This window comes from Pseudomonas sp. MWU12-2020 (genome assembly GCF_023100605.1).
Lineage (GTDB): Bacteria > Pseudomonadota > Gammaproteobacteria > Pseudomonadales > Pseudomonadaceae > Aquipseudomonas > Aquipseudomonas fluorescens_H.
On record NZ_JALMEX010000013.1, the window covers coordinates 20,298 to 43,575 of the forward strand.

22 protein-coding genes are annotated in these 23,278 nt (G+C 61.3%); 10 read left to right on the forward strand and 12 right to left on the reverse strand.

Going from position 1 to position 23,278, the window contains the following annotated elements:
- The 5 genes from miaB to lnt all read left to right on the forward strand — a co-directional run bounded on the left by miaB (position 1) and on the right by lnt (position 5,413).
- Positions 1 to 1,329, forward strand: coding sequence for a tRNA (N6-isopentenyl adenosine(37)-C2)-methylthiotransferase MiaB (miaB, locus tag M0814_RS23945; protein ID WP_007960557.1), 1,329 nt, complete (start codon positions 1 to 3; stop codon positions 1,327 to 1,329).
- A gap of 215 nt (positions 1,330 to 1,544) precedes the next feature.
- Positions 1,545 to 2,543, forward strand: coding sequence for a PhoH family protein (locus tag M0814_RS23950; protein WP_103486295.1), 999 nt, complete (start codon positions 1,545 to 1,547; stop codon positions 2,541 to 2,543).
- Complete coding sequence (ybeY, locus tag M0814_RS23955) at positions 2,536 to 3,030, forward strand: rRNA maturation RNase YbeY (RefSeq protein ID WP_003228524.1); 495 nt, start codon at positions 2,536 to 2,538, stop codon at positions 3,028 to 3,030. Before M0814_RS23950 ends, ybeY begins: the two co-directional genes overlap by 8 nt.
- Positions 3,031 to 3,035: 5 nt before the next feature.
- Positions 3,036 to 3,875 carry an HlyC/CorC family transporter gene (locus M0814_RS23960; protein ID WP_003228526.1) on the forward strand — a complete coding sequence of 280 codons (840 nt, stop codon included), beginning with the start codon at positions 3,036 to 3,038 and terminating at the stop codon, positions 3,873 to 3,875.
- A gap of 14 nt (positions 3,876 to 3,889) precedes the next feature.
- Positions 3,890 to 5,413 carry an apolipoprotein N-acyltransferase gene (gene lnt / locus M0814_RS23965; protein WP_103486296.1) on the forward strand — a complete coding sequence of 508 codons (1,524 nt, stop codon included), beginning with the start codon at positions 3,890 to 3,892 and terminating at the stop codon, positions 5,411 to 5,413.
- 174 nt (positions 5,414 to 5,587) lie between these two features.
- Here the strand turns inward: lnt and M0814_RS23970 are convergent, their stop codons facing one another.
- Together M0814_RS23970 and M0814_RS23975 are read right to left on the reverse strand one after the other, a co-directional pair.
- On the reverse strand, positions 5,588 to 6,349 hold the full coding sequence (locus tag M0814_RS23970) for a YdcF family protein (protein WP_103486247.1): 762 nt from the start codon (positions 6,347 to 6,349) through the stop codon (positions 5,588 to 5,590).
- Positions 6,350 to 6,453: 104 nt separating this feature from the next.
- Complete coding sequence (locus M0814_RS23975; RefSeq protein ID WP_103486248.1) at positions 6,454 to 6,777, reverse strand: hypothetical protein; 324 nt, start codon at positions 6,775 to 6,777, stop codon at positions 6,454 to 6,456.
- A 255-nt stretch (positions 6,778 to 7,032) separates the two neighbouring features.
- Between M0814_RS23975 and leuS the strand changes: the two genes are divergently transcribed.
- The 5 genes from leuS to M0814_RS24000 all read left to right on the forward strand — a co-directional run bounded on the left by leuS (position 7,033) and on the right by M0814_RS24000 (position 13,142).
- Complete coding sequence (gene leuS, locus M0814_RS23980; RefSeq protein WP_003228532.1) at positions 7,033 to 9,639, forward strand: leucine--tRNA ligase; 2,607 nt, start codon at positions 7,033 to 7,035, stop codon at positions 9,637 to 9,639.
- A gap of 88 nt (positions 9,640 to 9,727) precedes the next feature.
- The gene (gene lptE / locus M0814_RS23985) at positions 9,728 to 10,333 is read left to right on the forward strand and encodes an LPS assembly lipoprotein LptE (protein WP_003228533.1); all 606 of its coding nucleotides are present in this window, start codon (positions 9,728 to 9,730) and stop codon (positions 10,331 to 10,333) included.
- A 39-nt stretch (positions 10,334 to 10,372) separates the two neighbouring features.
- Positions 10,373 to 11,410, forward strand: a complete 1,038-nt coding sequence (holA, locus tag M0814_RS23990) for a DNA polymerase III subunit delta (RefSeq protein ID WP_103486249.1) — start codon at positions 10,373 to 10,375, stop codon at positions 11,408 to 11,410.
- A gap of 183 nt (positions 11,411 to 11,593) precedes the next feature.
- Positions 11,594 to 11,758: an alternative ribosome rescue factor ArfA gene (gene arfA / locus M0814_RS23995; RefSeq protein ID WP_003228536.1), complete on the forward strand. Its 165-nt coding sequence runs from the start codon at positions 11,594 to 11,596 to the stop codon at positions 11,756 to 11,758.
- A 61-nt stretch (positions 11,759 to 11,819) separates the two neighbouring features.
- Complete coding sequence (locus M0814_RS24000; RefSeq protein ID WP_003228538.1) at positions 11,820 to 13,142, forward strand: lytic murein transglycosylase; 1,323 nt, start codon at positions 11,820 to 11,822, stop codon at positions 13,140 to 13,142.
- Between the two features lie 126 nt (positions 13,143 to 13,268).
- Here M0814_RS24000 and M0814_RS24005 read toward each other — a convergent pair whose 3' ends face one another.
- From M0814_RS24005 to rlmH, 10 genes are all read right to left on the reverse strand, one after another.
- Positions 13,269 to 14,219 carry an LD-carboxypeptidase gene (locus M0814_RS24005; RefSeq protein WP_103486250.1) on the reverse strand — a complete coding sequence of 317 codons (951 nt, stop codon included), beginning with the start codon at positions 14,217 to 14,219 and terminating at the stop codon, positions 13,269 to 13,271.
- A 128-nt stretch (positions 14,220 to 14,347) separates the two neighbouring features.
- A complete protein-coding gene (gene lipA, locus M0814_RS24010) occupies positions 14,348 to 15,346 on the reverse strand; it encodes a lipoyl synthase (protein WP_160768663.1) in 999 nt (332 codons plus the stop codon).
- 25 nt (positions 15,347 to 15,371) lie between these two features.
- On the reverse strand, positions 15,372 to 16,019 hold the full coding sequence (gene lipB / locus M0814_RS24015) for a lipoyl(octanoyl) transferase LipB (RefSeq protein ID WP_003228543.1): 648 nt from the start codon (positions 16,017 to 16,019) through the stop codon (positions 15,372 to 15,374).
- The gene (locus tag M0814_RS24020) at positions 16,019 to 16,294 is read right to left on the reverse strand and encodes a DUF493 domain-containing protein (RefSeq protein ID WP_064589396.1); all 276 of its coding nucleotides are present in this window, start codon (positions 16,292 to 16,294) and stop codon (positions 16,019 to 16,021) included. The genes lipB and M0814_RS24020 overlap by 1 nt, the downstream gene beginning before the upstream one ends.
- Before the next feature lie 86 nt (positions 16,295 to 16,380).
- Positions 16,381 to 17,538: a D-alanyl-D-alanine carboxypeptidase family protein gene (locus tag M0814_RS24025; RefSeq protein ID WP_003228546.1), complete on the reverse strand. Its 1,158-nt coding sequence runs from the start codon at positions 17,536 to 17,538 to the stop codon at positions 16,381 to 16,383.
- Positions 17,539 to 17,725: 187 nt separating this feature from the next.
- Positions 17,726 to 18,736, reverse strand: a complete 1,011-nt coding sequence (locus M0814_RS24030) for a septal ring lytic transglycosylase RlpA family protein (RefSeq protein WP_103486251.1) — start codon at positions 18,734 to 18,736, stop codon at positions 17,726 to 17,728.
- Positions 18,736 to 19,746, reverse strand: a complete 1,011-nt coding sequence (gene mltB, locus M0814_RS24035; RefSeq protein WP_103486252.1) for a lytic murein transglycosylase B — start codon at positions 19,744 to 19,746, stop codon at positions 18,736 to 18,738. The genes M0814_RS24030 and mltB overlap by 1 nt, the downstream gene beginning before the upstream one ends.
- A 17-nt stretch (positions 19,747 to 19,763) precedes the next feature.
- Positions 19,764 to 20,867 (reverse strand): rod shape-determining protein RodA, encoded by a 1,104-nt coding sequence (gene rodA, locus M0814_RS24040; RefSeq protein WP_177434772.1) that lies wholly within the window; start codon positions 20,865 to 20,867, stop codon positions 19,764 to 19,766.
- Positions 20,868 to 20,898: 31 nt separating this feature from the next.
- Complete coding sequence (gene mrdA / locus M0814_RS24045) at positions 20,899 to 22,794, reverse strand: penicillin-binding protein 2 (protein WP_003228554.1); 1,896 nt, start codon at positions 22,792 to 22,794, stop codon at positions 20,899 to 20,901.
- 10 nt (positions 22,795 to 22,804) lie between these two features.
- Positions 22,805 to 23,272 (reverse strand): 23S rRNA (pseudouridine(1915)-N(3))-methyltransferase RlmH, encoded by a 468-nt coding sequence (gene rlmH, locus M0814_RS24050; protein WP_003185785.1) that lies wholly within the window; start codon positions 23,270 to 23,272, stop codon positions 22,805 to 22,807.
- Between the last annotated feature and the right edge of the window lie 6 nt (positions 23,273 to 23,278).

Below are 23,278 nucleotides of genomic sequence, written 5' to 3' on the forward strand. Positions count from 1 at the left end.
ATGGCCAAGAAGCTTTACATCGAAACCCACGGTTGCCAGATGAACGAGTACGACAGCTCGCGCATGGTCGATCTGCTGGGCGAACATCAGGCCCTGGAAGTCACCGCGCGTGCGGAAGACGCCGACGTGATTCTGCTCAACACCTGCTCGATCCGCGAACGCGCCCAGGATCGGGTGTACTCGCAGCTCGGCCGCTGGCGTGAACTGAAACTGGCCAACCCGGACATGGTGATCGCCGTCGGCGGTTGCGTGGCCAGCCAGGAAGGCGCGGCGATCCGTGATCGCGCGCCGTACGTCGACGTGGTCTTCGGCCCGCAGACCCTGCACCGCCTGCCGGAAATGATCGACGCTGCACGCAGCAGCAAGCTGCCGCAAGTCGACGTCTCGTTCCCGGAAATCGAAAAATTCGACCATTTGCCCGAGCCGCGCATCGACGGCCCGAGCGCCTACGTGTCGGTGATGGAAGGTTGCAGCAAGTACTGCACGTTCTGCGTGGTGCCCTACACCCGTGGCGAAGAAGTCAGCCGGCCGTTCGATGACGTGATTGCCGAGATCATCCACCTCGCGGAAAACGGCGTGCGTGAAGTGACCTTGCTCGGGCAGAACGTCAACGGCTATCGCGGCCTGACCCACGACGGGCGCCTGGCCGATCTGGCCGAGCTGATCCGTGTGGTCGCTGCCGTCGATGGCATCGACCGCATTCGCTACACCACTTCGCACCCGCTGGAGTTCTCCGACAGCCTGATCCAGGCCCACGCCGAAGTGCCGGAGCTGGTCAAACACCTGCACTTGCCGGTGCAGTCGGGTTCCGACCGGATCCTCGCGGCGATGAAGCGCAACCACACGGCGCTGGAGTACAAATCCAAGCTGCGCAAACTGCGCGCTGCGGTGCCGGGGATCTGCATCAGCTCGGACTTCATCGTCGGCTTCCCCGGCGAGACCGAAAAAGATTTCGAGCAGACCATGAAGCTGATTGCCGACGTCGGTTTCGACTTCTCCTATTCCTTCGTCTACAGCCAGCGCCCGGGCACCCCGGCCGCCGATCTGGCCGACGACACCCCTGAAGAGCTGAAAAAAGAACGCCTGAACGCCTTGCAGCATCGCTTGAATCAGCAAGGGTTCGAGATCAGCCGACAAATGGTCGGCTCGATCCAGCGCATTCTGGTCACCGACTATTCGAAGAAGGACCCGGGCGAGCTGCAAGGGCGCACCGAGAATAATCGTATCGTCAACTTCCGCTGCGATAATCCGACCCTGATCGGCCAGTTCGCCGACGTGCACATCGACGCGGCGCAACCGCACTCGCTGCGCGGCTCGTTGATTCAATAACACCGCATATCCCTGTGGGAGCGAGCCTGCTCGCGAAAGCGGTCTGTCAGACACCTCAATGTTGAATGTGTCGCCGCCTTCGCGAGCAGGCTCGCTCCCACAGGTACAGCGCCAGGGGCATGAATCGGGCGAGTTCATATAAGAGCTTTCGCACCCACGCCACTGGCGTTATCCTTGATTTCATCTTAATTGCCCCAGGGCGGCTAAATACGACCTTGAACGCACCCATAGAACCACATCGTTTTATCCTCGAGCCCTTTGAGGCTCGCCGCTTCGCCAATCTGTGCGGGCAATTCGACGAGCACCTGCGCTTGATCGAGCAACGCCTGGCCATAGAGATCCGCAATCGCGGAAACCAGTTCGAGCTGATCGGCGACCCCAAACACACCAAGTCTGCGGAAAACCTGCTGCGCCGCCTGTACCGGGAAACCAAGGGTACCGAGCTGTCGCCGGACATGGTGCACCTGTTCCTCCAGGAATCGGCCGTCGTCGAACTGGACAACCACGCCCCCGCCGAAGCCTCCGTCGCCCTGCGCACCAAGAAAGGCATGATTCGCCCACGTGGCTTGAATCAGCTGCGCTACGTGAAGGAAATCCTCGGCAACGACATCAACTTCGGCATCGGTCCGGCCGGTACCGGCAAGACCTATCTGGCCGTGGCTTGCGCCGTTGATGCCCTGGAGCGCGAGCAGATCCGCCGCATCCTGCTGGTGCGTCCGGCGGTTGAAGCGGGTGAAAAACTCGGCTTCCTGCCCGGCGACCTGAGCCAGAAGATCGACCCGTACCTGCGCCCGCTGTACGACGCGCTGTACGAAATGCTCGGCTTCGAATACGTGGCCAAGCTGATCGAACGTCAGGTGATCGAAGTCGCGCCGCTGGCCTACATGCGCGGTCGGACGCTGAACAACAGCTTCATCATTCTCGACGAAAGCCAGAACACCACCGTCGAACAGATGAAGATGTTCCTGACCCGGATCGGCTTCGGCTCTACCGCCGTCATCACCGGCGACATCACCCAGGTCGACCTGCCGCGCGGCACCAAGTCCGGGCTGCATCATGTGATCGAAGTGCTCAAGGACGTTCCGGGTATCAGCTTCACCCATTTCCAGCCCAAAGACGTCGTGCGTCACCCGTTGGTGCAGCGGATCGTCGAGGCCTACGAGCGCTTCGAGACCCGTGCCGAAGCTGCCAAGGAAACCTCGCGCGATGCTTGAGCTGGATCTGCAAATCGCTACCGAAGCGAACGCCCCAAGTGAAGCCGACTTCCGCAAATGGTGCGAACTGGCCCTGCGCCAGCGCACCGCCGACTCGGAAATGACCATTCGCCTGGTCGACGAGGAAGAAGGTCGCGAACTCAATCACACCTGGCGCCACAAGGATTACGCGACCAACGTCCTGTCGTTCCCGGCCGAAGTCCCGGACGAGTTTCTCGACATTCCGCTGCTCGGCGATCTGGTGATCTGCGTGGCCGTGGTCGAACGCGAAGCTGCCGAACAAGGCAAGGAACTCCAGGCCCATTGGGCACATCTAGTCATTCACGGCTGCTTGCATCTGCTCGGTTACGACCATATAGATGACGACGAAGCCGAAGAAATGGAAGCACTGGAACGCGAGTTGCTTGCCGAACTGGGCTATCCCGATCCGTACGCGGACGACGAAGCCGAAACCTCCCCTATCGTTACAACAAAGGATTCAGAGTAATCGCTATGAGCGAAGATCGATCGAGCAACGGGCAGAAGTCATGGCTGGGTAAACTGACCCAGGCTTTTGCCCACGAGCCGAAGAACCGTCAGGAGCTGCTTGAGCTGCTGCGTGATGCACATCAGAACAAACTGCTGGACAGCGAAGCGCTGGCCATCGTCGAAGGCGCCATTCAGGTGGCTGACCTGCAAGTACGCGACATCATGGTCCCGCGCTCGCAGATGATCAGCATCAAGGCGACCCAGACCCCTCGTGAATTCCTGCCTGCCGTGCTCGACTCGGCCCACTCGCGCTACCCGGTCATCGGCGAAAGCCACGACGACGTGATGGGCGTGCTGCTGGCCAAGGATCTGCTGCCGCTGATCCTCAAGGAGAACGGCGACAGCTTCAACATCAAGGACCTGCTGCGCCCGGCCACGTTCGTGCCGGAGTCCAAGCGTCTGAACGTGTTGCTGCGTGAATTCCGCGCCAACCACAACCACATGGCCATCGTCATCGACGAGTACGGCGGCGTGGCCGGTCTGGTGACGATTGAAGACGTGCTGGAGCAGATCGTCGGCGACATCGAAGACGAGCACGACGTCGAAGAAGACAGCTACATCAAACCACTGCCCAGCGGTGACTTCCTGATCAAGGCCCTGACGCCGATCGAGAACTTCAACGAGTTCTTCGACAGCGAATTCTCCGACGACGAGTTCGACACCGTCGGTGGTCTGGTGATGAGCGCGTTCGGGCACTTGCCAAAACGCAACGAAATCACTGAAATCGGCGCCTATCGCTTCCGCATCCTGAACGCCGACAGCCGTCGGATTCATTTGCTGCGACTGACGCCAATCGCTCGTTAAATCTAAGGACTGAAATGCGCTGGACAACCCGCCCCGGCTGGCCCGGTAACCTGTTGGCCGTGGCGGCCGGTGCAATCACCACCTTCGCCCTGGCCCCGTTCAACATCTGGCCGCTGGCCTTGCTGGCGGTCGGCCTGTTCTATGCCGGCCTGCGCGAGCTGAAACCGCGTCAGGCACTGGGCCGTGGCTGGTGTTTCGGTTTCGGCCTGTTCGGCGCCGGGACCAGTTGGATCTACTACAGCATTCACCACTTCGGTGGCGCCTCGGTGCTGCTGGCCGGGTTCCTGATGCTGCTGTTCACCGCAGCGATCGCGCTGTTCTTCGCCCTGCCCGCGTGGGTCTGGGCGCGCTGGTTGCGCCGCAACGAGGCACCGTTGGCCGATGCGCTGGCGTTTGCTGCACTGTGGGTCGGTCAGGAGGCCTTTCGCGGCTGGTTCCTCACCGGTTTCCCGTGGCTCTACTCCGGTTACAGCCAGCTCGACGGCCCATTGGCCGGGCTCGCGCCGGTCGGTGGCATGTGGCTGGTGTCCTTCGTTCTGGCACTGACTGCCGCGCTGATCTACAACGCGCCGCGCCTGCTGCAATCCGCTCGCAAAGGTTTTATCGCCGCAGGCCTGGTGTTGCTGGTCGGACCTTGGGTGGCGGGCATCGCGCTCAAGGGCCACGCCTGGACCAGTCCAGCCGGTGCACCGCTGACTGTCGCGGCGATTCAGGGCAATGTCGAACAAAGCATGAAATGGGACCCGGCGCAGCTCAACGCGCAACTGGCGCTGTACCGCGACCTGAGTTTCCGCTCCAAACCGGTGGACCTGCTGATCTGGCCGGAAACCGCGGTACCCGTGCTCAAGGAGTCCGCCGAGGGCTACCTGAACATGATGGGCACCTTCGCCGCCGAGCGTAAATCAGCACTGATCACCGGCGTGCCGATCCGCGAGACGGTGCGCCACGAAAAACGCTTCTTCAACGGCATCACCGTGGTCGGCGAAGGCGATGGCACCTATCTCAAACAGAAACTGGTGCCGTTCGGTGAGTACGTGCCGCTGCAGGATCTGCTGCGCGGCTTGATCGCGTTCTTTGATTTGCCGATGTCCGACTTCGCTCGCGGCCCGGCGGATCAGCCGTTGCTGCAGGCCAAGGGTTATCAGATCGCGCCGTTCATCTGCTACGAAGTGGTGTACCCGGAGTTCGCCGCCGGTTTGTCGGCACGCAGCGATCTGCTGCTGACGATCAGCAACGACACCTGGTTCGGCACCTCGATCGGCCCGTTGCAGCACCTGCAAATGGCGCAGATGCGCGCACTTGAGGCGGGCCGCTGGATGATCCGTGCTACGAACAACGGCGTGACCGGACTGATCAACCCGTTCGGGCAGATCACCGAGCAGATCCCGCAGTTCGAGCAGGGCATTCTGTATGGCGAAGTGGTGCCGATGCACAACCTGACGCCGTACCTTGAATGGCGTTCGTGGCCGCTGATTATTCTGTGCGTGCTGCTGTTCGGCTGGGCACTGATGGCGAGCCGGATGTCGAAAACCCTTTAAAAGCAGGTCACTGACCTGTGGCGAGGGAGCTTGCTCCCGCTCGGCTGCGAAGCAGTCGTAAATCCAGCGCACGCGATCTGTCTAAGACAGTGCGTTTACCTGGATCAGGCCTGCTGCGCAGGCCAGCGGGAGCAAGCTCCCTCGCCACAAAAGGCCTCACTGCCACTGAGTGATTTAGCGGTAAAACAGCGAATACCCCACCTGCCCCACCGCCTCATTCAGCAACTGTCCGCTCTGCCAGATCGACTTGAACTCCGGCAGCCAGCCACCAAACGGTCGTGCATTGTCGGTTCCGAGAAACCCTACGGGTGCCGGCACCACTTCAAAACCTGCCTGCTGAAAACACCAGACGGCGCGCGGCATATGCCAGGCCTGGGTCACCACCACGACACGTTTGATCCCCTGTGGCAGCAACATATCGGCGCTGAATTTGGCGTTCTCCCATGTGGTACGGCTCTCGCCTTCCTGCCAACGCGTTGTCACGCCGAAATCATCGCGCAGCGAATCGGCCATCAGCTTCGCTTCCGTCGGCGGTGTGCCGTAATGCAAACCACCACTGGTCAGGATCGGCAAGCCGGACGCCTTGGCCAGCCGCGCGGCGTAGCGCTGCCGCTCCAGTCCAACGCCGGTCGGCTGATCCTCGCCCCAGGCCAGATCGCCGCGCTCACGCCCGGAACCCAATACCACGATGGCGTCAGCCCGCTGCGCCAGCATCGACCACGCGTCACGGGGCAGCGGCGGCTCACGCTCCAGCGCCTTGGCGCCCCACTGCACCACCACTGGCAGGCTCATCAGCCAGAAACCACCCAGGCCAATGGCGAAACACGCAGCGGCCAGCCGCGGTCGGGAGCGGCGCAGCCACCAGGCGACCAACAACAGCAGCAAAAGAATGCCGGGCGGCAATAAAAGTTGTTTGATGAAGTAACGAAAAGGCATCGGGGCATCTCCAGAGATGCCCGAAGCCTAAGAGTGTTAATAGAGCGTTACAACCGATAGGGTCGGATCCTGTTGAAAAAGATCCGTTTCCTGCTGCCTTGCGCTTACTTGGCCTGCAAAGAGCGAACCTTGACGGTGTCTTTGCCGGGCGCCTTGTCCTTGAGCCAGATGACCTTGGCCGATTGTGGTGCATCGAGCTGCTTCACTGCCTGAGACAAGCTTCCATGCGTTTCACGTTCACAGCGATCCAGGTAGGCCTTGACCAGTTTGAACTCGGCGGGGCTCAAGCCACGCAATTCCAGTTCCAGGGGGCGCTCGTCGCGCAGCCGGCCAGCGGTTTTGGCAGCGTCGAGGGCCATGCCCAGACGATCCATCAACCGTTCGTACAACTCGGGTTTCGTCACGTTTTTTTGCCGTTGCTCCACCATCCCTCACCTCATTGAAGATAAGACTCACTCCCCAATAAGAGCTTAGCTTCGCTGCACAAACCGGCTGAACGCCGCGACCAACGGCCCTCGCCACGGTTTTCCGGGGCCAGACAGCTGTAATCAGGGTTTCCCTAGGCCAAGCGCGGTCATGTATGCTACGGCGCTTCCTGTAATTCCACTTCCAGCTTGTCCGGAGCATCCCCGGAGGGCGCGTTGAAGAGGATTAGGCCACCCCTATCCAGTACAAAAGTAGCCATGCACGAACAATATCAGCCCCGTGAAATCGAAGCCGCCGCCCAGTCGTTCTGGGACGAGCAAAAGTCCTTTGAAGTCAGTGAACAGCCAGGCAAGGAGACCTACTACTGCCTGTCGATGTTCCCTTACCCCAGCGGCAAGCTACACATGGGGCACGTGCGCAACTACACCATTGGCGACGTGATCTCCCGCTACCAGCGCATGCAAGGCAAGAACGTTCTGCAACCGATGGGTTGGGACGCCTTCGGTATGCCGGCGGAAAACGCCGCGATGAAGAACAACGTGGCACCCGCCAAGTGGACCTACGAAAACATCGCCTACATGAAGTCCCAGCTGCGCAGCCTGGGCCTGGCGGTGGACTGGTCCCGTGAAGTGACCACCTGCAAACCGGATTACTACCGTTGGGAACAATGGCTGTTCACCCGCCTGTTCGAAAAAGGTGTGATCTACCGCAAGAACGGCACCGTGAACTGGGACCCGGTCGACCAGACCGTACTGGCCAACGAGCAGGTGATCGACGGCCGCGGCTGGCGTTCCGGCGCGCTGATCGAAAAGCGCGAAATCCCGATGTACTACTTCAAGATCACCGCCTACGCGGATGAGCTGCTGGAGAGCCTCGACGAACTGACTGGCTGGCCGGAACAGGTCAAGACCATGCAGCGCAACTGGATCGGCAAGTCCCGCGGCATGGAAGTGCAGTTCCCGTACAACGTCGACTCGATCGGCGAAGCAGGCACCCTCAAGGTCTTCACCACCCGTCCGGACACCCTGATGGGCGCAACCTACGTTGCCGTGGCAGCCGAACACCCGCTGGCCACCCAGGCCGCGCAGAACAATCCTGAGCTGCAAGCGTTCATCGCCGAATGCAAGGGCGGCAGCGTCGCTGAAGCCGACGTTGCCACTCAAGAGAAGAAAGGCCTGCCGACCGGCCTGTTCGTCGAGCATCCGCTGACCGGTGAAAAACTCCCGGTATGGGTCGCCAACTACGTGCTGATGCACTACGGCGACGGCGCGGTGATGGCGGTTCCGGCGCACGACGAGCGCGATTTCGAATTCGCCCACAAGTACAACCTGCCGGTCAAATCGGTGGTGCGCACCAGCTCCGGTGACACCAACCCGGCTCCGTGGCAAGACGCCTACGGCGAGCACGGCACGCTGATCAACTCCGGCGAGTTCGACGGTCTGGACTTCGCTGGCGCGTTCGATGCCATGGAAGTTGCACTGATCAAGAAAAACCTCGGTGCCTCGCGCACCCAGTTCCGCCTGCGCGACTGGGGCATCAGCCGTCAGCGCTACTGGGGCTGCCCGATCCCGATCATCCACTGCGCCACCTGCGGTGACGTGCCGGTCCCGGAAGACCAGTTGCCGGTGGTTCTGCCGGAAGACGTGGTGCCGGACGGCGCCGGTTCGCCGCTGGCGCGCATGCCGGAATTCTACGAGTGCAGCTGCCCTAAATGCGGCCAGCCTGCCAAGCGTGAAACCGACACCATGGACACCTTCGTCGAGTCGTCCTGGTACTACGCCCGCTACGCTTCGCCGCACTTCGAAGGTGGCCTGGTGGAAAAATCCGCGGCTGACCACTGGCTGCCGGTGGATCAGTACATCGGCGGTATCGAACACGCGATTCTGCACCTGCTGTACGCGCGCTTCTTCCACAAGCTGATGCGCGACGAAGGCCTGGTCAGCTCCAACGAGCCGTTCAAGAACCTGCTGACTCAGGGCATGGTGATCGCCGAGACTTACTACCGTCGCGAAGCCAACGGTGCCTACACCTGGTTCAACCCGGCGGACGTGGAACTCGAGCGTGACAGCAAGGCCAAGGTCATCAGCGCCAAACTGAAATCCGACGGCCTGCCGGTGGAAATCGGTGGCACCGAGAAAATGGCCAAGTCCAAGAACAACGGCGTCGACCCACAGTCGATGATCGATCAGTTCGGCGCCGACACCTGCCGCCTGTTCATGATGTTCGCTTCGCCGCCGGACATGAGCGCCGAATGGTCCGACTCCGGCGTGGAAGGCTCGCACCGCTTCCTCAAGCGCGTCTGGCGTCTGGCTCAGGCCCACGTCACCCAGGGCCTGCCGGGCAAACTGGACATCGCCGGCCTGAACGACGAGCAGAAAGCCGTGCGCCGCGCCATCCACCTGGCCATCAAGCAGGCCAGCCACGACGTCGGCCAGAACCACAAATTCAACACCGCCATCGCTCAGGTGATGACGCTGATGAACGTGCTGGAAAAAGCCGCGCAAGGCACCGAGCAGGATCGCGCACTGATTCACGAAGGCCTGGAAGCCGTTACGCTGCTGCTGGCTCCGATCACGCCGCACATCAGCCATGAGCTGTGGAATCAATTGGGCCACGCTGACCCGGTGATCGATGCTGGCTGGCCAGCGGTCGATGAAAGCGCCCTGGTGCAGGACAGCCTGCAACTGGTCATTCAAGTGAACGGCAAGCTGCGTGGCCAGATCGAAATGCCGGCCAGCGCCACTCGCGAGGAAGTCGAAGCGGCAGCCCGCGCCAACGAAAACGTGCTGCGTTTCGTCGACGGTCTCACCATTCGCAAAGTGATCGTTGTACCGGGGAAACTGGTCAACATCGTCGCCAGCTAAATTGGATTGGGCGTCAGGTTCGCCTGACGCACTGTAAAACCTTTCGGGCCGCAGGGTCGGCCCACATGGTTTCAAGGGGAGCAACACAATGATCAAACGCAATCTGCTGGTGATGGGCCTCGCTGTTCTGCTGAGCGCCTGCGGTTTCCAGCTGCGTGGCACTGGCACCACCGAACTGGCAATCAAGGAACTCGACCTGAGCGCCCGCAACGCCTATGGCGAAACCGTCACCCAGCTGCGTCAGGTGCTGGAGTCCAGCGGCGTCAAGGTCTACAGCGGTGCACCGTACAAGCTGTATCTGGCTGACGAGCAGGAAAGCCAGCGCATCCTCAGCTACGCCGGCGCCGGCCGTACTGGCGAATACCAGGTCAACACCGTGCTGAACTACAACATCGTGGGCGAACACAATCTCAACCTGTTGAGCGACAAGCTTGAAGTACAGAAAGTGTTCATTCACGACGGCAACAACCTGGTCGGCTCCGATCAGGAAGCCAACGACGCTCGCAACGAAACTCGTCGCGAGCTGGTTCAGCGCATGATGCTGCGCCTGCAACAGCTGACGCCGGGTCAACTGGAGAAACTGCAGCAAGCGGCCAACGATCGCGCCCGGGCTGAAGCCGATGCCCTGAAAGCGGCACAGAAGGCTGAAGCGGAAACGCCGCGTCAGTCGCCGCTCGAACTGCCGCAGCAGTAAGACGTACGGGGCGCTCAGGCGCCCCGTTCGCCCTCTCTTATGAAGCTCGCTACCGCTCAACTCGGCAAACACCTGCAAGGCGCTCTTGCGCCCGTCTATATCATCAGCGGCGATGACCCGCTGTTGTGCCAGGAGGCCGCCGACGCCATCCGCAGCGCCGTCCGCCAGCAAGGTTTCGACGAACGCCAGGTGTTCGCCGCCGATGCCAATTTCGATTGGGGTACCTTGCTGCAGGCCGGCGCCAGCATGTCGTTGTTCGCTGAAAAGCGCCTGCTGGAGCTGCGTTTGCCTTCGGGTAAGCCCGGTGACAAGGGTGCTGCCGCGCTGATCGAATACTGCTCGCGCCCTGCCGAAGACACTGTGCTGCTGATCAGTCTGCCAAAGCTCGATGGCAGTGCGCAGAAGACCAAGTGGGGCAAGGCGCTGGTCGAAGGCCAGCAGACCCAGTTCATTCAGATCTGGCCGGTGGATGCCAATCAGCTGCCGAGCTGGATTCGCCAACGCCTCTCGCAGGCCGGATTGTCGGCCAGCCAGGACGCGGTCGAACTGATCGCCGCGCGCGTCGAGGGCAATCTGCTCGCCGCCGCGCAGGAAATCGAAAAGCTCAAGCTGATGGCCGAAGGTGGCCAGATCACCGTCGAAACCGTGCAGGCCGCGGTGGCCGACAGTGCGCGCTTCGACGTGTTCGGCCTGACCGACGCCGTGCTCAACGGTGAACCGGCCCACGCCTTGCGCATGCTCGAAGGCCTGCGCGGTGAGGGTGTCGAGCCTCCGGTGATTCTCTGGGCGCTGGCGCGGGAGTTGCGCCTGCTGGCCAATATCTCGCTGCAGTACAGCCAGGGCACGCCGCTGGACAAGTGCTTCAGCCAGGCAAAACCACCGGTCTGGGACAAGCGCAAACCGCTGATGAGCAAAGCCCTGCAACGCTATTCGGCACAACGCTGGGCGCAGTTGCTGCTCGAAGCCCAGCGCATCGATGCGCAGATCAAGGGGCAAGCCGCCGGTTCGCCGTGGATGAGCCTGAGTCGATTGGCGTTGTTGATGTCCGGCCAGCGCCTGACTCTTCCCGCCGAATAACCTGTCATACCGCATAACGACCCTTCGCGAGCAGGCTCGCTCCCACATTGAAATGCATTCCAAATGTGGGAGCGAGCCTGCTCGCGAAAGCGTCAGAACATTCCTACATATCAGGGACTGGACAGACATCCAACATCGGCAGATTATTTCCCCCGCAAAAACCAATCACTCGAGAGATCCATCATGAGCAAAAAGCCATCGAAACATGGCCCGAACAAGGCCAAATCCATCATCGCCCAACCCCTGTTCCGCAGCCGCCAGGAACGACCAACCAAGGGTAAAGGCAGCTACCGCCGCGAAGCCTTCCAGTCTGATAGCTGGGAGGCTTCTTACTTTCTGGCTGCCTGAAGCACAGTACCCCCCGGTCATGTTAAGGTCTGCACCTGATTCGTATCCCCTGGAACTGTGCATGCCCTTCAGTCTTTCCCGTCGTTGGCCCGTTCGCCAACTGATCGCTGCCTCCAGCTTCATTCTGCTTGTCGCCTGCGCGGAAAAACCTACCGCCGCCGATGCGCAACCATTACAGACCGTTCCTGCCGTCACGGCCCCAGCGATCATCCCGCCGGTAGTGCCGTCCGCCGACTCTCTCGACTTGCAGCCAACCCAGACCTTTGCCGAATGGCAGGCAGGTTTCCGCAAGGATGCGCTGGCAGCCGGTATCCGTGCAGATGTGTTCGACCGCGCGTTTGCCAATGTCAGCTTCGATGCCAGCGTGATCAAAGCCGACCGCAGCCAGCCGGAATTTTCCCGTCCGGTATGGGAATACCTCGACGGCGCCCTGTCGCCGCTGCGGGTGCGCAAGGGGCAGGCGCTGATCAGTCAGTACGCCGACATCCTGCAAAGCATCGAACAGCGTTATGGCGTGGATCGCCAGGCACTGGTGTCGGTATGGGGCATGGAAAGCAACTTCGGTCAGTTCCAGGGCACCAAATCGGTGATCAACTCGCTGGCGACCCTGGCCTACGAAGGCCGTCGCCCCGCATTTGCTCATGCCCAACTGATCGCGGCGCTGCAGATCCTGCAACAGGGCGACATCACGCCAGAAAAGATGCTTGGCTCGTGGGCGGGTGCGATGGGCCAGACCCAGTTCATTCCGACGACCTACAACACCCACGCCGTGGATTTCGACGGTGACGGTCGCCGCGACATCTGGGGCAGCCCGGCCGATGCGCTGGCCTCCACCGCGCACTATCTGCAAAGCTCAGGCTGGCAGCGTGGTCAGCCGTGGGGCTTCGAGGTGCAACTGCCGAGCGGTTTCAACTACACCCTGGCCGATGGCGCGATGCGCAAGACCGTTGCCGAATGGCGTCAACTGGGCGTGATCCTGCCCAATGGCGGTCAGGCCCCGGCCGGCTCGGAACAGCTGTCTGCCGCCCTGCTGCTGCCGGCCGGCTATCGTGGCCCGGCGTTCCTGATCCTCGATAACTTCCGGGCGATCCTCAAGTACAACAACTCGTCGTCCTATGCACTGGCGGTCAGTCTGTTGTCCGAGCGTTTCAATGGCGCAGGCCTGATCAACGGCACATGGCCGAAAGACGATCTGCCACTGAGCCGTTCCGAACGCATCGAATTGCAGAACCTGCTGAGCGCGCGTAATTACGATGCGGGCACGGCGGACGGGATTATCGGCGCCAATACCCGCAAGGCGATCCGCAGTGCCCAGCAGTCGTTTGGCTGGCCGGCGGACGGGTATCCGACGCATAAGCTGCTTGAGAGCCTGCGCTCCCAATAGAAAGATCGTCGTATGGCTGATGCCGCCTTCGCGAGCAAGCCCGCTCCCACATTGGTTCTGTGTACGACACGAATCCAATGTGGGAGGGGGCTTGCTCCCGAAGACTGACTCACCGGCAACCAAACCCTAGCGTTTGATCACTACATCCTGTTCCAACATCAATTCCTTCTTCCCGGCATCCAAGCGAACCAGCGCCCCCATCGGCAGCGTCAGGTTCGGATCACAATGCCCGCTGCGCCACCCCGACAGCACCGGAATCCGCAACGGCTCGAAGGTCTGCTTGAGCAAGCGATTCAACGCCTCGACATCCACCCCGGCGACATCCCCCACCAGCACACCGCGCAATCTGGCCAGTTTGCCGGCCAGGCGCATCTGCGTGAGCAAACGGTCGATCCGATACAGCGGCTCGTTGACGTCTTCGATCAGCAGAATCACGCCCTCGACATCAATCTCATAAGGTGTGCCCAGCGTCGAGGCAATCATCGCCAGATTACCGCCAAGCAAGCGCCCGTGAGCGATGCCAGGTTCGACCGTGGTCAATGGATAAGCCACCGGATGGCTCAACACACTCCCCGCCTTCAACTGACCGCGCAACATGGCGAAGAATGAGGTGACGGTGGGTGGCTCCTTGTCGCCCAGCAGGTCGGCATTGAGCAGCGGGCCATGGAAGGTCACGAACCCTGCGTAGCGACTGATCGCCAGATGCAGCGCGGTGATGTCGCTGTAGCCGACAAACGGCTTGGCGTGACGACTCAGCAAGTCGTAATCGATCCGGTCCAGCAGGCGCGGCGTACCGTAGCCGCCGCGCAGGCAGATGATCGCGTCGACTTCAGGGTCGACGAAAGCGGCGTGCAGGTCGTTGAGGCGCACGTCATCGCTGCCGGCCAGATAGCCGTCCTTCTCGTAGACACCGGGGAACACGTTCAGCGCATAGCCGCGGGCGCGCATCCACTGCACAGCCTTGTCAGTGTCCAGCGCGCCGGGGCCGGCGGGGGCAATCACGCCGATCTGCCCTTCGGACGGCAGCGCCGGCACAGGCTTATGCGGAAAAAGGGTGTGAGTCGGTCGAACGGTCATCCATGGGTCTCCCTGTGAATTCATGAACACACAGTAGTCAGGTACAGAGACAAACAAAAGAGTGCTCGGCAGGCCCAAACAAAAATACCCGCCGAGGCGGGTATTTTTTGGAGGCTATCAGCGCCGGATCAGGAACCGAGCAGCTCGGCCTTGACCAGTTTCGCCTGCTCGTCAGCGTGATACGAAGAACGTACCAGCGGGCCGGAAGCAACGTTCTTGAAGCCCATCTTGTAACCTTCTTCGGCGAACCAGGCGAAGGTGTCCGGGTGCACGAAACGCTGCACCGGCAAGTGGCTGCGCGACGGTTGCAGGTACTGGCCGAGGGTCAGCATGTCGATGTCGTGTTCGCGCATGCGCTTCATGACTTCGATGACTTCTTCGTCGGTCTCGCCCAAGCCGAGCATCAGGCCGGATTTGGTTGGAATGTGCGGCATCATCTGCTTGAAACGTTGCAGCAGGGTCAGCGACCACTGGTAGTCCGAACCCGGACGCGCAGCCTTGTACAGGCGCGGCACGGTTTCCAGATTGTGGTTGAACACATCCGGCGGCTCGGCAGCGGTGATTTCCAGAGCGATGTCCATGCGGCCACGGTAGTCCGGGACCAGGGTTTCCAGCTGCACGTTCGGCGACAGCTTGCGGATTTCGCGAATGCAGTCGGCAAAGTGCTGGGCACCGCCGTCACGCAGGTCGTCGCGGTCAACCGAAGTGATCACCACGTACTTGAGCTTCAGGTCGGCAATGGCGATCGCCAGGCTTTCCGGCTCGTTGACGTCCAGTGGCTTCGGACGGCCGTGGCCAACGTCGCAGAACGGGCAGCGACGGGTGCAGATGTCGCCCATGATCATGAAGGTCGCGGTGCCGCCGGAGAAGCACTCGCCGAGGTTCGGGCAGGACGCTTCTTCGCAGACGCTGTGCAGCTTGTGCTTGCGCAGCAGGCTCTTGATCCGGTCGACTTCCGGCGAAACCGGGATGCGCACGCGAATCCAGTCAGGTTTCTTCGGCAGTTCGGTGGTCGGAATGATCTTGACCGGAATGCGTGCAACCTTCTCGGCGCCGCGCAGCTTGACGCCGGCTTCAACCTTGGGACGCGGGGCCGGGCGCTCGGTCACGTCGAGCGTCGGGATCATGGTTTGCACTGCATCAGTAGTCATATCAGTCGATTCCGCCCGTCAGGGTCGTCTGCTCAGCATAGTCGAGGTGTTTGACGAGCTGCGCGCGCAGCCGGGCACTTACCTCGGCAAATTCAATCGATCCTGCGTGATCGCTCAGCTGGGTCATCGCCAGCCCGGCATAGCCGCAGGGATTAATCCGTCGAAACGGCTCCAGGTTCATATCCACGTTCAGGGCCAGGCCATGAAAGGAGCAACCGTGGCGAATCCGCAAACCCAGAGAAGCGATTTTCGCTCCGTCGACGTAGACGCCGGGAGCATCTGGCTTGGCTACAGCGGTCACGCCGTAGCTGGCCAGCAATTCGATCAGGCAGTGCTCCATGCGCGTGACCAGATCACGCACACCAAAACCCAGCTTGCGTACATCCAGCAACAGGTAGGCCACCAGCTGGCCGGGGCCATGATAGGTCACCTGCCCGCCGCGATCGACCTGTACCACCGGGATATCCCCCGGCAACAGCAAATGTTCGGCCTTGCCGGCCTGGCCCTGGGTGAACACCGGAGGGTGCTCGACCAGCCAGATTTCGTCGGCGGCATCGCTGCCGCGTTCGTTGGTGAAGCGTTGCATGGCATGCCAGACCGGCTCGTAAGCCATCTGGCCAAGTTCGCGAAAGCCCAGCGTGCCCGGCATCACAACACCATATGTACGAAACCGGTCGCCCGCAGTTCGCTGTTGATGTTGTACAGCTGATCCTGATCGGTCGCGACGATGTGCAACTGGATGGTGGTGTACTTGCCGTTGCTGCTCGAGCGTTCGTCGATGCGCTCATCATTGATGGTCGCGTGTTTCAGGACGATCTCGATGATCTTGTCCTTGTTGCCAACACCCGTATCGCTGATCACCTTAATTGGATAATCAGTCTGCGGGAATTCGATCTTTGGCGCCTTTACTTCGGTATCGGTCATGGCGTAACGGCCTCGTAAGCGTAAGCCGTGGTAACGCACATGGCCCCGATCCGGATGGGAACGGGGCCATGCAGGTCAACACTCAATCAGTTGAACAAGCCGTAGAAGAATAGACGGATGCTATCCCACATGCGACGGAAGATACCACCCTCCTCGACAGCGTCCAGGGCGATCAGGTCGGCGCTGTGCACCACCTTGTCGTCCAGTTTCACTTCGACTTTACCGATCACGTCGCCCTTGGCGATTGGCGCGGTCAGTTGCGGGTTCATGGTCATGCTGGCAGCGAGCTTTTTCAGCTGGCCTTTTGGCAGGGTCATGGTCAGGTCTTCAGCCAGGCCGGCCTTGACTTGGCTGGTGGTGCCTTTCCACACCGGGGCCTGAGCCAGTTCGGTGCCCTTCTGGTAGAAGGTCTGGGTTTCGAAGAAACGGAAACCGTAGGTCAGCAGCTTCTGGGTTTCAGCAGCACGGGCCACTTCGCTGTTGGTGCCGAACACCACGGCGATCAGACGCTGGCCATCACGTACAGCCGAGGACACCATGCAGTAGCCGGCTTCGTCGGTGTGACCGGTTTTCAGACCGTCAACGGTCTTGTCGCGCCACAGCAACAGGTTGCGGTTAGGCTGCTTGATGCCGTTCCAGAAGAACTCTTTCTGCGAGTAGATCGCGTAGTGAGCCGGGTCTTCGTGGATGATCGCGCGCGCCAGGATCGCCATGTCGTGAGCCGACGAGTAGTGCTCAGGGTTCGGCAGACCGGTCGGGTTCATGAAGTGGGAGTTGGTCATGCCCAGATCGGCGACCGTCTTGTTCATCAGGTCGGCGAACGCGTCTTCGCTGCCGGCGATGTGCTCGGACAGCGCCACGCTGGCGTCGTTGCCGGACTGGATGATGATGCCGTGCAGCAGGTCGCTGACGGTCACTTGCGAGCCGACTTTGATGAACATCCGCGAACCGCCGGTACGCCAGGCGTTTTCGCTGACGGTCACCGGGTCGTTTTCACCGATCTGGCCACGACGGATTTCCAGCGTAGCGATGTACGCGGTCATCAGTTTGGTCAGGCTGGCTGGCGGCAGACGCTGGTCACCGTTGTTCTCCACCAGCACGTTGCCGCTGCTGGCGTCCATGAGCACGTAGGCTTTTGCAGCCAGTTGAGGTGGCGACGGCATCATCTCGGCCGCGAAGGCGGCTGGCGAGAGGAGCAGCGGGACTAGCAGACACAGGCGTTTGGCAAAGGTGGTGATGTTCATCCGTCTCTCGAAATCGCTAATGGAAACTTGCCCGAGGGCAAAACTATTCAGACAGCCTTCTAACGGGCCATCGCGTGTTCAGTTGCTCACTCCAGTCACCCTTGCCGGGCTTTTGTTCTTCGACGAGCCAACAACCTGGTTCACCCCCCAAAACCGCAAGTGAACCGTCAATCAAGTGCTACGTTTCTTACTCTGTGACCACACTCGGCGAACCGAGGTTGGCCAGGCGCACGCTGTTCTGCACCTGGGCGATTTCACCCGGCGAACCGATCGGCCCCAAGCGAACCCGGTGCAGGGTCTGCTGATTGCGCACGATCGAGCTGATGAACACCGGAGCGCTCACCATCCCGCTGAGCTTCGACCTCAGGAGTTCTGCAGCGTCCGGGTTGGCGAACGCGCCCACCTGCAGATACTGGCCAGACGCTGGTGCAGAAGCGTTTTTTTTTGCGCTGATCTGTACAGGTACAGTGTCAGAAGCATGTTGCTGCGGCGGCGGGGTCCACTGCTCGATGGTACCGGCCGAGGCCGTGATCACCGGGGCGCTATTCTGCGCGACTTGCGGCTCGTTGAGCATCAGAGGCGCCGGACGGCCCTTCGCGGCCCACCATTGCTGCGGATCGATGCCTTCGACCTTGACCCGCGCGGTGCCGATTTCGGCATAACCGAGCTTCTTCGCGGCCGCGTAGGACAAATCGATGATCCGGTCCGAATAGAACGGCCCGCGATCGTTGACCCGCAGGATCACGCTCTTGTTGTTGTCCAGATTGGTCACCCGAACGTAACTTGGCAGTGGCAGAGTCTTGTGGGCAGCACTCATGCCGTACAGGTCATACACTTCGCCGTTGGCGGTGTTCTGCCCGTGAAACTTGGTGCCGTACCAGGACGCCGTGCCCGAGGCGACGTAGGTCTTGGATTCCTGCAACGGGAAATAGGTCTTGCCCAGCACGGTGTACGGGTTGGCCTTGTATGGGCCGGTGTGCAGGGTCGGCGTGGCATCCGGGATCCGCGAAACGTCGACATCCCACCAAGGCGCGCCGTCTTTGTGGGCGCGGTTGATGTCCAGCCCCGGCTGCGCACGCACGGCGGTGGACGAGGTCTTCTGGGTCGGCGCGCGGCTGGTCGAACAACTGACGACCAGTACCGCCAACGCAGCGAAAGCCACCAGCTTCAGGGGTTTATTGATAGGCAATGCCCGCATTACTTGACGCCCCGTGCTTTTACCAGCTCTTCAGACAGTTGATATACGGCCATGGCGTACATCACGCTGCGGTTATAACGCGTGATCGCGTAGAAATTCTTCAGGCCCATCCAGTATTCAGGGCCGTTATCGCCTTCGAGGCGAAATGCAGTAACCGGCATATCATCGCGCAGCGCATCATGACTTGACCAGCCCAGCGCCCGCAACTCTCCAACCGTCTTCGTCGGCTCGATGCCGGTGGTCAGGCCTTCATCGACCTGCTCGCCGCGCACATCGGCGCGGCTGACCACCGGTTCCCCGGCGACCCAGCCATGCCGTTTGAAGTAACTGGCAACGCTGCCGATCGCATCGTCCGGATTGGTCCAGATATTGATGTGACCGTCACCGTCGAAATCCACCGCATAGGCGCGAAAGCTGCTCGGCATGAATTGCGGCAGGCCCATCGCCCCGGCGTACGAGCCTTTGAGGGTCAATGGATCAACTTGTTCTTCACGGGCCAGCAGCAGGAACTCACGCAATTCCTTGCGGAAAAATTCGGCACGGGGAGGATAGTCGAAACCGAGCGTGGACAACGCATCAATCACCCGGTAATTGCCGGTATTACGTCCGAAAAAGGTCTCGACGCCGATGATCGACACGATGACTTGTGCCGGCACGCCGTATTCCTGCTCGGCGCGGGCCAGTACGGCCTCGTGCTGGCGCCAGAAGTCCACGCCACGGGCGATGCGCGCGTCGGTGATGAACATCGGGCGATATTCTTTCCACTGTTTGACCCGCTCGGCGGGCTTGGAAATCGCGTCGAGAATCGCCTGCTTGCGCTGGGCCTCGCGAAACACCGCCATCAGTTGCTCACCGGCAAAACCGTAGTCGCGGGTCATTTCACCGACGAATTCGGCCACCTGCGGCGAGCCTTCGTAATCGCCGGCCAGCGCTTCCTGCGCGCTGCCAAGGATGCCGACCAGGCCGACCCACGGCGCGTAACGAGTCGCCCAGCTGCGCATGACTTGCATTGAACTCTTCACCTTATTCAAACCTGTGCGATCCACTTGCGATGCGTATGAATCGACATCAAAACCCCAAACGCTGACAGCAGTGTCACCAGCGAAGTTCCTCCGTAGCTAATGAACGGCAACGGCACTCCCACCACCGGCAACAGGCCACTGACCATACCGATGTTGACGAAAACATAAACAAAAAACGTCATGGTCAACGCGCCGGCGAGCAGTTTGCCGAACAGCGTCTGCGCCTGGGCGGTAATCACCAGCCCGCGACCGATCAACAGCAGATAGATCAGCAGCAGCGCGCAGATGCCCACCAGACCGAACTCTTCGCCGAGGACGGCGATGATGAAGTCGGTGTGGCTTTCCGGCAAAAAGTCCAGGTGCGACTGGGTGCCCAGCAGCCAGCCCTTGCCGAACACACCGCCGGAACCGATCGCGGCTTTCGACTGGATGATGTTCCAGCCGGTGCCGAGCGGATCGCTTTCCGGGTCGAGGAAGGTCAGGATCCGCTGCTTCTGGTAGTCGTGCATGATGAAGAACCACATGGCGATCGCCACCGGTACGGCGGCGGCCAGCACGCTGAGGATCCAGCGCCAGCGCAGCCCGCCCATGAACAGCACGAACGCGCCGCCGGCCAGAATCAGCAGCGAAGTACCGAGGTCGGGCTGGCGCACGATCAGAGTGAACGGCACACCGATCAGCAACAGGCTGATGCCCACATGCTTGAGCTGCGGCGGCAGTGTGCGTTTGGACAGATACCAGGCAATCGTCGCCGGCATCAAAATCTTCATGAACTCCGAGGGCTGGAAGCGGATCACCCCGGGGATGTTGATCCAGCGCGTCGCGCCCATGGCGTTGTGGCCCATGATGTCCACCACCATCAGCAGCACCACGCCGACCACGTAACCGAGCGGCACCCAGCGCGCCATGAAACGCGGTTCGAACTGGGCGATGACGATCATCGACACCAGGCCAATGCCGAACGAAGTGGCTTGTTTGCCCAGCAGATCCCAGCTCTTGCCGCTGGCCGAATACAGCACGAACAGACTGCCTGCGGCGAGAATCAGCAGCAGGATCAACAGCGGGCCATCGATATGCAGACGTTGCAGCAGCGTCGCGCGGCGACGCATCACATCCTCGCTGGAGAGCATGCGATCAAAATTATTCATCACGGGCCGTAGCCTCCGCACTGATAGGACCGGCGTATTCGGCCTTCAACCGACCATCCTGGTCCAGAAGCCAGGCATCCATGACCTGACGCACCACTGGCGCGGCGACGCCCGAGCCGGACTCACCGTTCTCGACCATCACCGAGACCACGATTTTCGGGTTGTCGGCCGGGGCGAAACCGACGAACAAGGCGTGGTCGCGGTGGCGCTCCTGAACCTTGGAGCGGTCGTATTTCTCACCTTGCTTGATCGCGACCACCTGAGCGGTACCGGACTTGCCGGCGATGCGGTATTGCGCACCGATCGCCGCCTTGCGCGCCGTACCCCGGGCGCCGTGCATAACCTGCTGCATGCCGTGGTTGACCTTGGTCCAGTCCGACGGATCGCGCAGGACAATATCCGGCATCGGGTTTTCGTCTACCGGTTTGGCGCCTTCGATGGTCTTGGCCAGGTGCGGCCGGTTCCAGATGCCTTTGTTGGCCACCAGCGCCGTGGCCTGCGCCAGTTGCAACGGGGTGGACTGCATGTAGCCCTGGCCGATCCCCAGAATCAGGGTTTCGCCCGGGAACCACGCCTGTTTGCGCGTCGCGCGTTTCCACTCGCGGGACGGCATCAGGCCGGGGGATTCTTCGAACATGTCCAGCGAGACCTTCTGGCCGATGCCGAACTTGTTCAGGTAGGCCGACAACCGATCGATGCCCAGCTTGTGCGCCAGGTCGTAGAAGTAGGTGTCGTTGGAACGCATGATCGCCGTGTCGAGATCGACGAAACCGTCACCGGTGCGGTTCCAGTTGCGGTACTTGTGATCGTAGTTGGGCAGCATGTAATAACCGGGGTCAAACACCCGGCTCGACGCTGTCACCACACCGGCATCGAGACCGGCAATCGCCACCGCTGGCTTGATCGTCGAACCCGGCGGGTACAGACCGCGCAGCACCCGGTTGAACAGCGGCCGGTCGATGGAATCACGCAGCTCGGCGTAAGCCTTGAAGCTGATGCCGGTGACGAACAGGTTCGGGTCGAAACTCGGCTGACTGACCATCGCCAGCACTTCGCCGGTGTTCGGATCGAGCGCAACCACCGCGCCGCGACGCCCGCCCAGCGCGGCCTCGGCCGCTTCCTGCAGTTTGATGTCCAGGCTCAGGACGATGTCCTTACCGGGAATCGGATCGGTACGCTTGAGCACGCGCAATACGCGGCCTCGGGCGTTGGTCTCGACTTCCTCGTAACCCACCTGCCCGTGCAATTCCGGCTCGTAAAAACGCTCGATGCCGGTCTTGCCGATGTGGTGAGTGCCGCTGTAATTGACCGGGTCGAGGGTCTTCAGCTCTTTCTCGTTGATCCGCCCCATGTAACCCACCGAGTGCGCAAAGTGCGCGCCCTGCGGGTAGTGGCGCACCAGCTGCGCGACCACTTCCACCCCTGGCAGGCGGAACTGGTTCACCGCGATCCGGGCGATCTGCTCTTCGGTCAGCTCGAACAGGATCGGCACCGGCTCGAACGGCCGGCGCCCCTGACGCATGCGCTTTTCGAAGATCACCCGGTCCTCGGGCGTCAGCTGCAGCACTTCGACGATCACATCGAGCACTTGCTGCCAGTCGCCGGAACGCTCGCGGGTCATGCTCAGGCTGAAGCTCGGGCGGTTGTCCGCCACCACCACGCCGTTGCGGTCGAAGATCAAGCCGCGGGTCGGCGGAATCGGCTGCACGTGGACGCGATTGTTTTCCGAGAGCGTCGAGTGGTACTCGTACTGGATCACCTGCAAGTAGTACAGCCGCGCAATCAATACGCAGATCAACAGCATGACCGCAATGGCCCCGAACACGACGCGGCTACGCACCAGGCGGGCGTCCTTTTCGTGGTCCTTGATGCGGATCGGCTGAGACATGAGGGCAGGACTACTTGTGGTAAGGGTGACCGGACAGCACGGTCCAGGCACGGTACAGCTGTTCGCCGATCAGGATCCGCACCAGCGGGTGCGGCAAGGTCAACGGCGACAACGACCAGCGCTGATCGGCGCGGGCGCAGACTTCCGGCGCCAGCCCTTCGGGGCCGCCGACCATGAAATTGACCGTGCGCGAATCCAGCCGCCAACGGTCGAGTTCGACCGCCAGCTGCTCGGTACTCCAGGGCTTGCCGTGGACTTCCAGCGTGACGATCCGCTCGTTCGGCCCGACCTTGGCCAGCATGGCTTCGCCTTCCTGACGGATGAAACGGGCCACGTCGGCGTTCTTGCCACGGGTATTGAGCGGAATTTCCACCAGTTCCAGCGCCAGCTCGGACGGAAGACGCTTGGCATATTCATGCCAGCCTTCTTCCACCCACTTGGGCATGCGTGAACCGACGGCGATCAGTCGCAGTCGCACAGCAAT

Bases quoted from the DNA above. Each gene is read 5' to 3' on its own strand.
- miaB (WP_007960557.1), top strand. From the start codon at position 1: ATGGCCAAGAAGCTTTACATCGAAACCCACGGTTGCCAGATGAACGAG.
- ybeY (WP_003228524.1), top strand. From the start codon at position 2,536: ATGCTTGAGCTGGATCTGCAAATCGCTACCGAAGCGAACGCCCCAAGT.
- M0814_RS23960 (WP_003228526.1), top strand. From the start codon at position 3,036: ATGAGCGAAGATCGATCGAGCAACGGGCAGAAGTCATGGCTGGGTAAA.
- lnt (WP_103486296.1), top strand. From the start codon at position 3,890: ATGCGCTGGACAACCCGCCCCGGCTGGCCCGGTAACCTGTTGGCCGTG.
- M0814_RS23970 (WP_103486247.1), bottom strand. From the start codon at position 6,349: ATGCCTTTTCGTTACTTCATCAAACAACTTTTATTGCCGCCCGGCATT.
- M0814_RS23975 (WP_103486248.1), bottom strand. From the start codon at position 6,777: ATGGTGGAGCAACGGCAAAAAAACGTGACGAAACCCGAGTTGTACGAA.
- leuS (WP_003228532.1), top strand. From the start codon at position 7,033: ATGCACGAACAATATCAGCCCCGTGAAATCGAAGCCGCCGCCCAGTCG.
- lptE (WP_003228533.1), top strand. From the start codon at position 9,728: ATGATCAAACGCAATCTGCTGGTGATGGGCCTCGCTGTTCTGCTGAGC.
- holA (WP_103486249.1), top strand. From the start codon at position 10,373: ATGAAGCTCGCTACCGCTCAACTCGGCAAACACCTGCAAGGCGCTCTT.
- arfA (WP_003228536.1), top strand. From the start codon at position 11,594: ATGAGCAAAAAGCCATCGAAACATGGCCCGAACAAGGCCAAATCCATC.
- M0814_RS24000 (WP_003228538.1), top strand. From the start codon at position 11,820: ATGCCCTTCAGTCTTTCCCGTCGTTGGCCCGTTCGCCAACTGATCGCT.
- M0814_RS24005 (WP_103486250.1), bottom strand. From the start codon at position 14,219: ATGACCGTTCGACCGACTCACACCCTTTTTCCGCATAAGCCTGTGCCG.
- lipA (WP_160768663.1), bottom strand. From the start codon at position 15,346: ATGATCCCGACGCTCGACGTGACCGAGCGCCCGGCCCCGCGTCCCAAG.
- lipB (WP_003228543.1), bottom strand. From the start codon at position 16,019: ATGCCGGGCACGCTGGGCTTTCGCGAACTTGGCCAGATGGCTTACGAG.
- M0814_RS24020 (WP_064589396.1), bottom strand. From the start codon at position 16,294: ATGACCGATACCGAAGTAAAGGCGCCAAAGATCGAATTCCCGCAGACT.
- M0814_RS24025 (WP_003228546.1), bottom strand. From the start codon at position 17,538: ATGAACATCACCACCTTTGCCAAACGCCTGTGTCTGCTAGTCCCGCTG.
- M0814_RS24030 (WP_103486251.1), bottom strand. From the start codon at position 18,736: ATGCGGGCATTGCCTATCAATAAACCCCTGAAGCTGGTGGCTTTCGCT.
- mltB (WP_103486252.1), bottom strand. From the start codon at position 19,746: ATGCAAGTCATGCGCAGCTGGGCGACTCGTTACGCGCCGTGGGTCGGC.
- rodA (WP_177434772.1), bottom strand. From the start codon at position 20,867: ATGCGTCGCCGCGCGACGCTGCTGCAACGTCTGCATATCGATGGCCCG.
- mrdA (WP_003228554.1), bottom strand. From the start codon at position 22,794: ATGTCTCAGCCGATCCGCATCAAGGACCACGAAAAGGACGCCCGCCTG.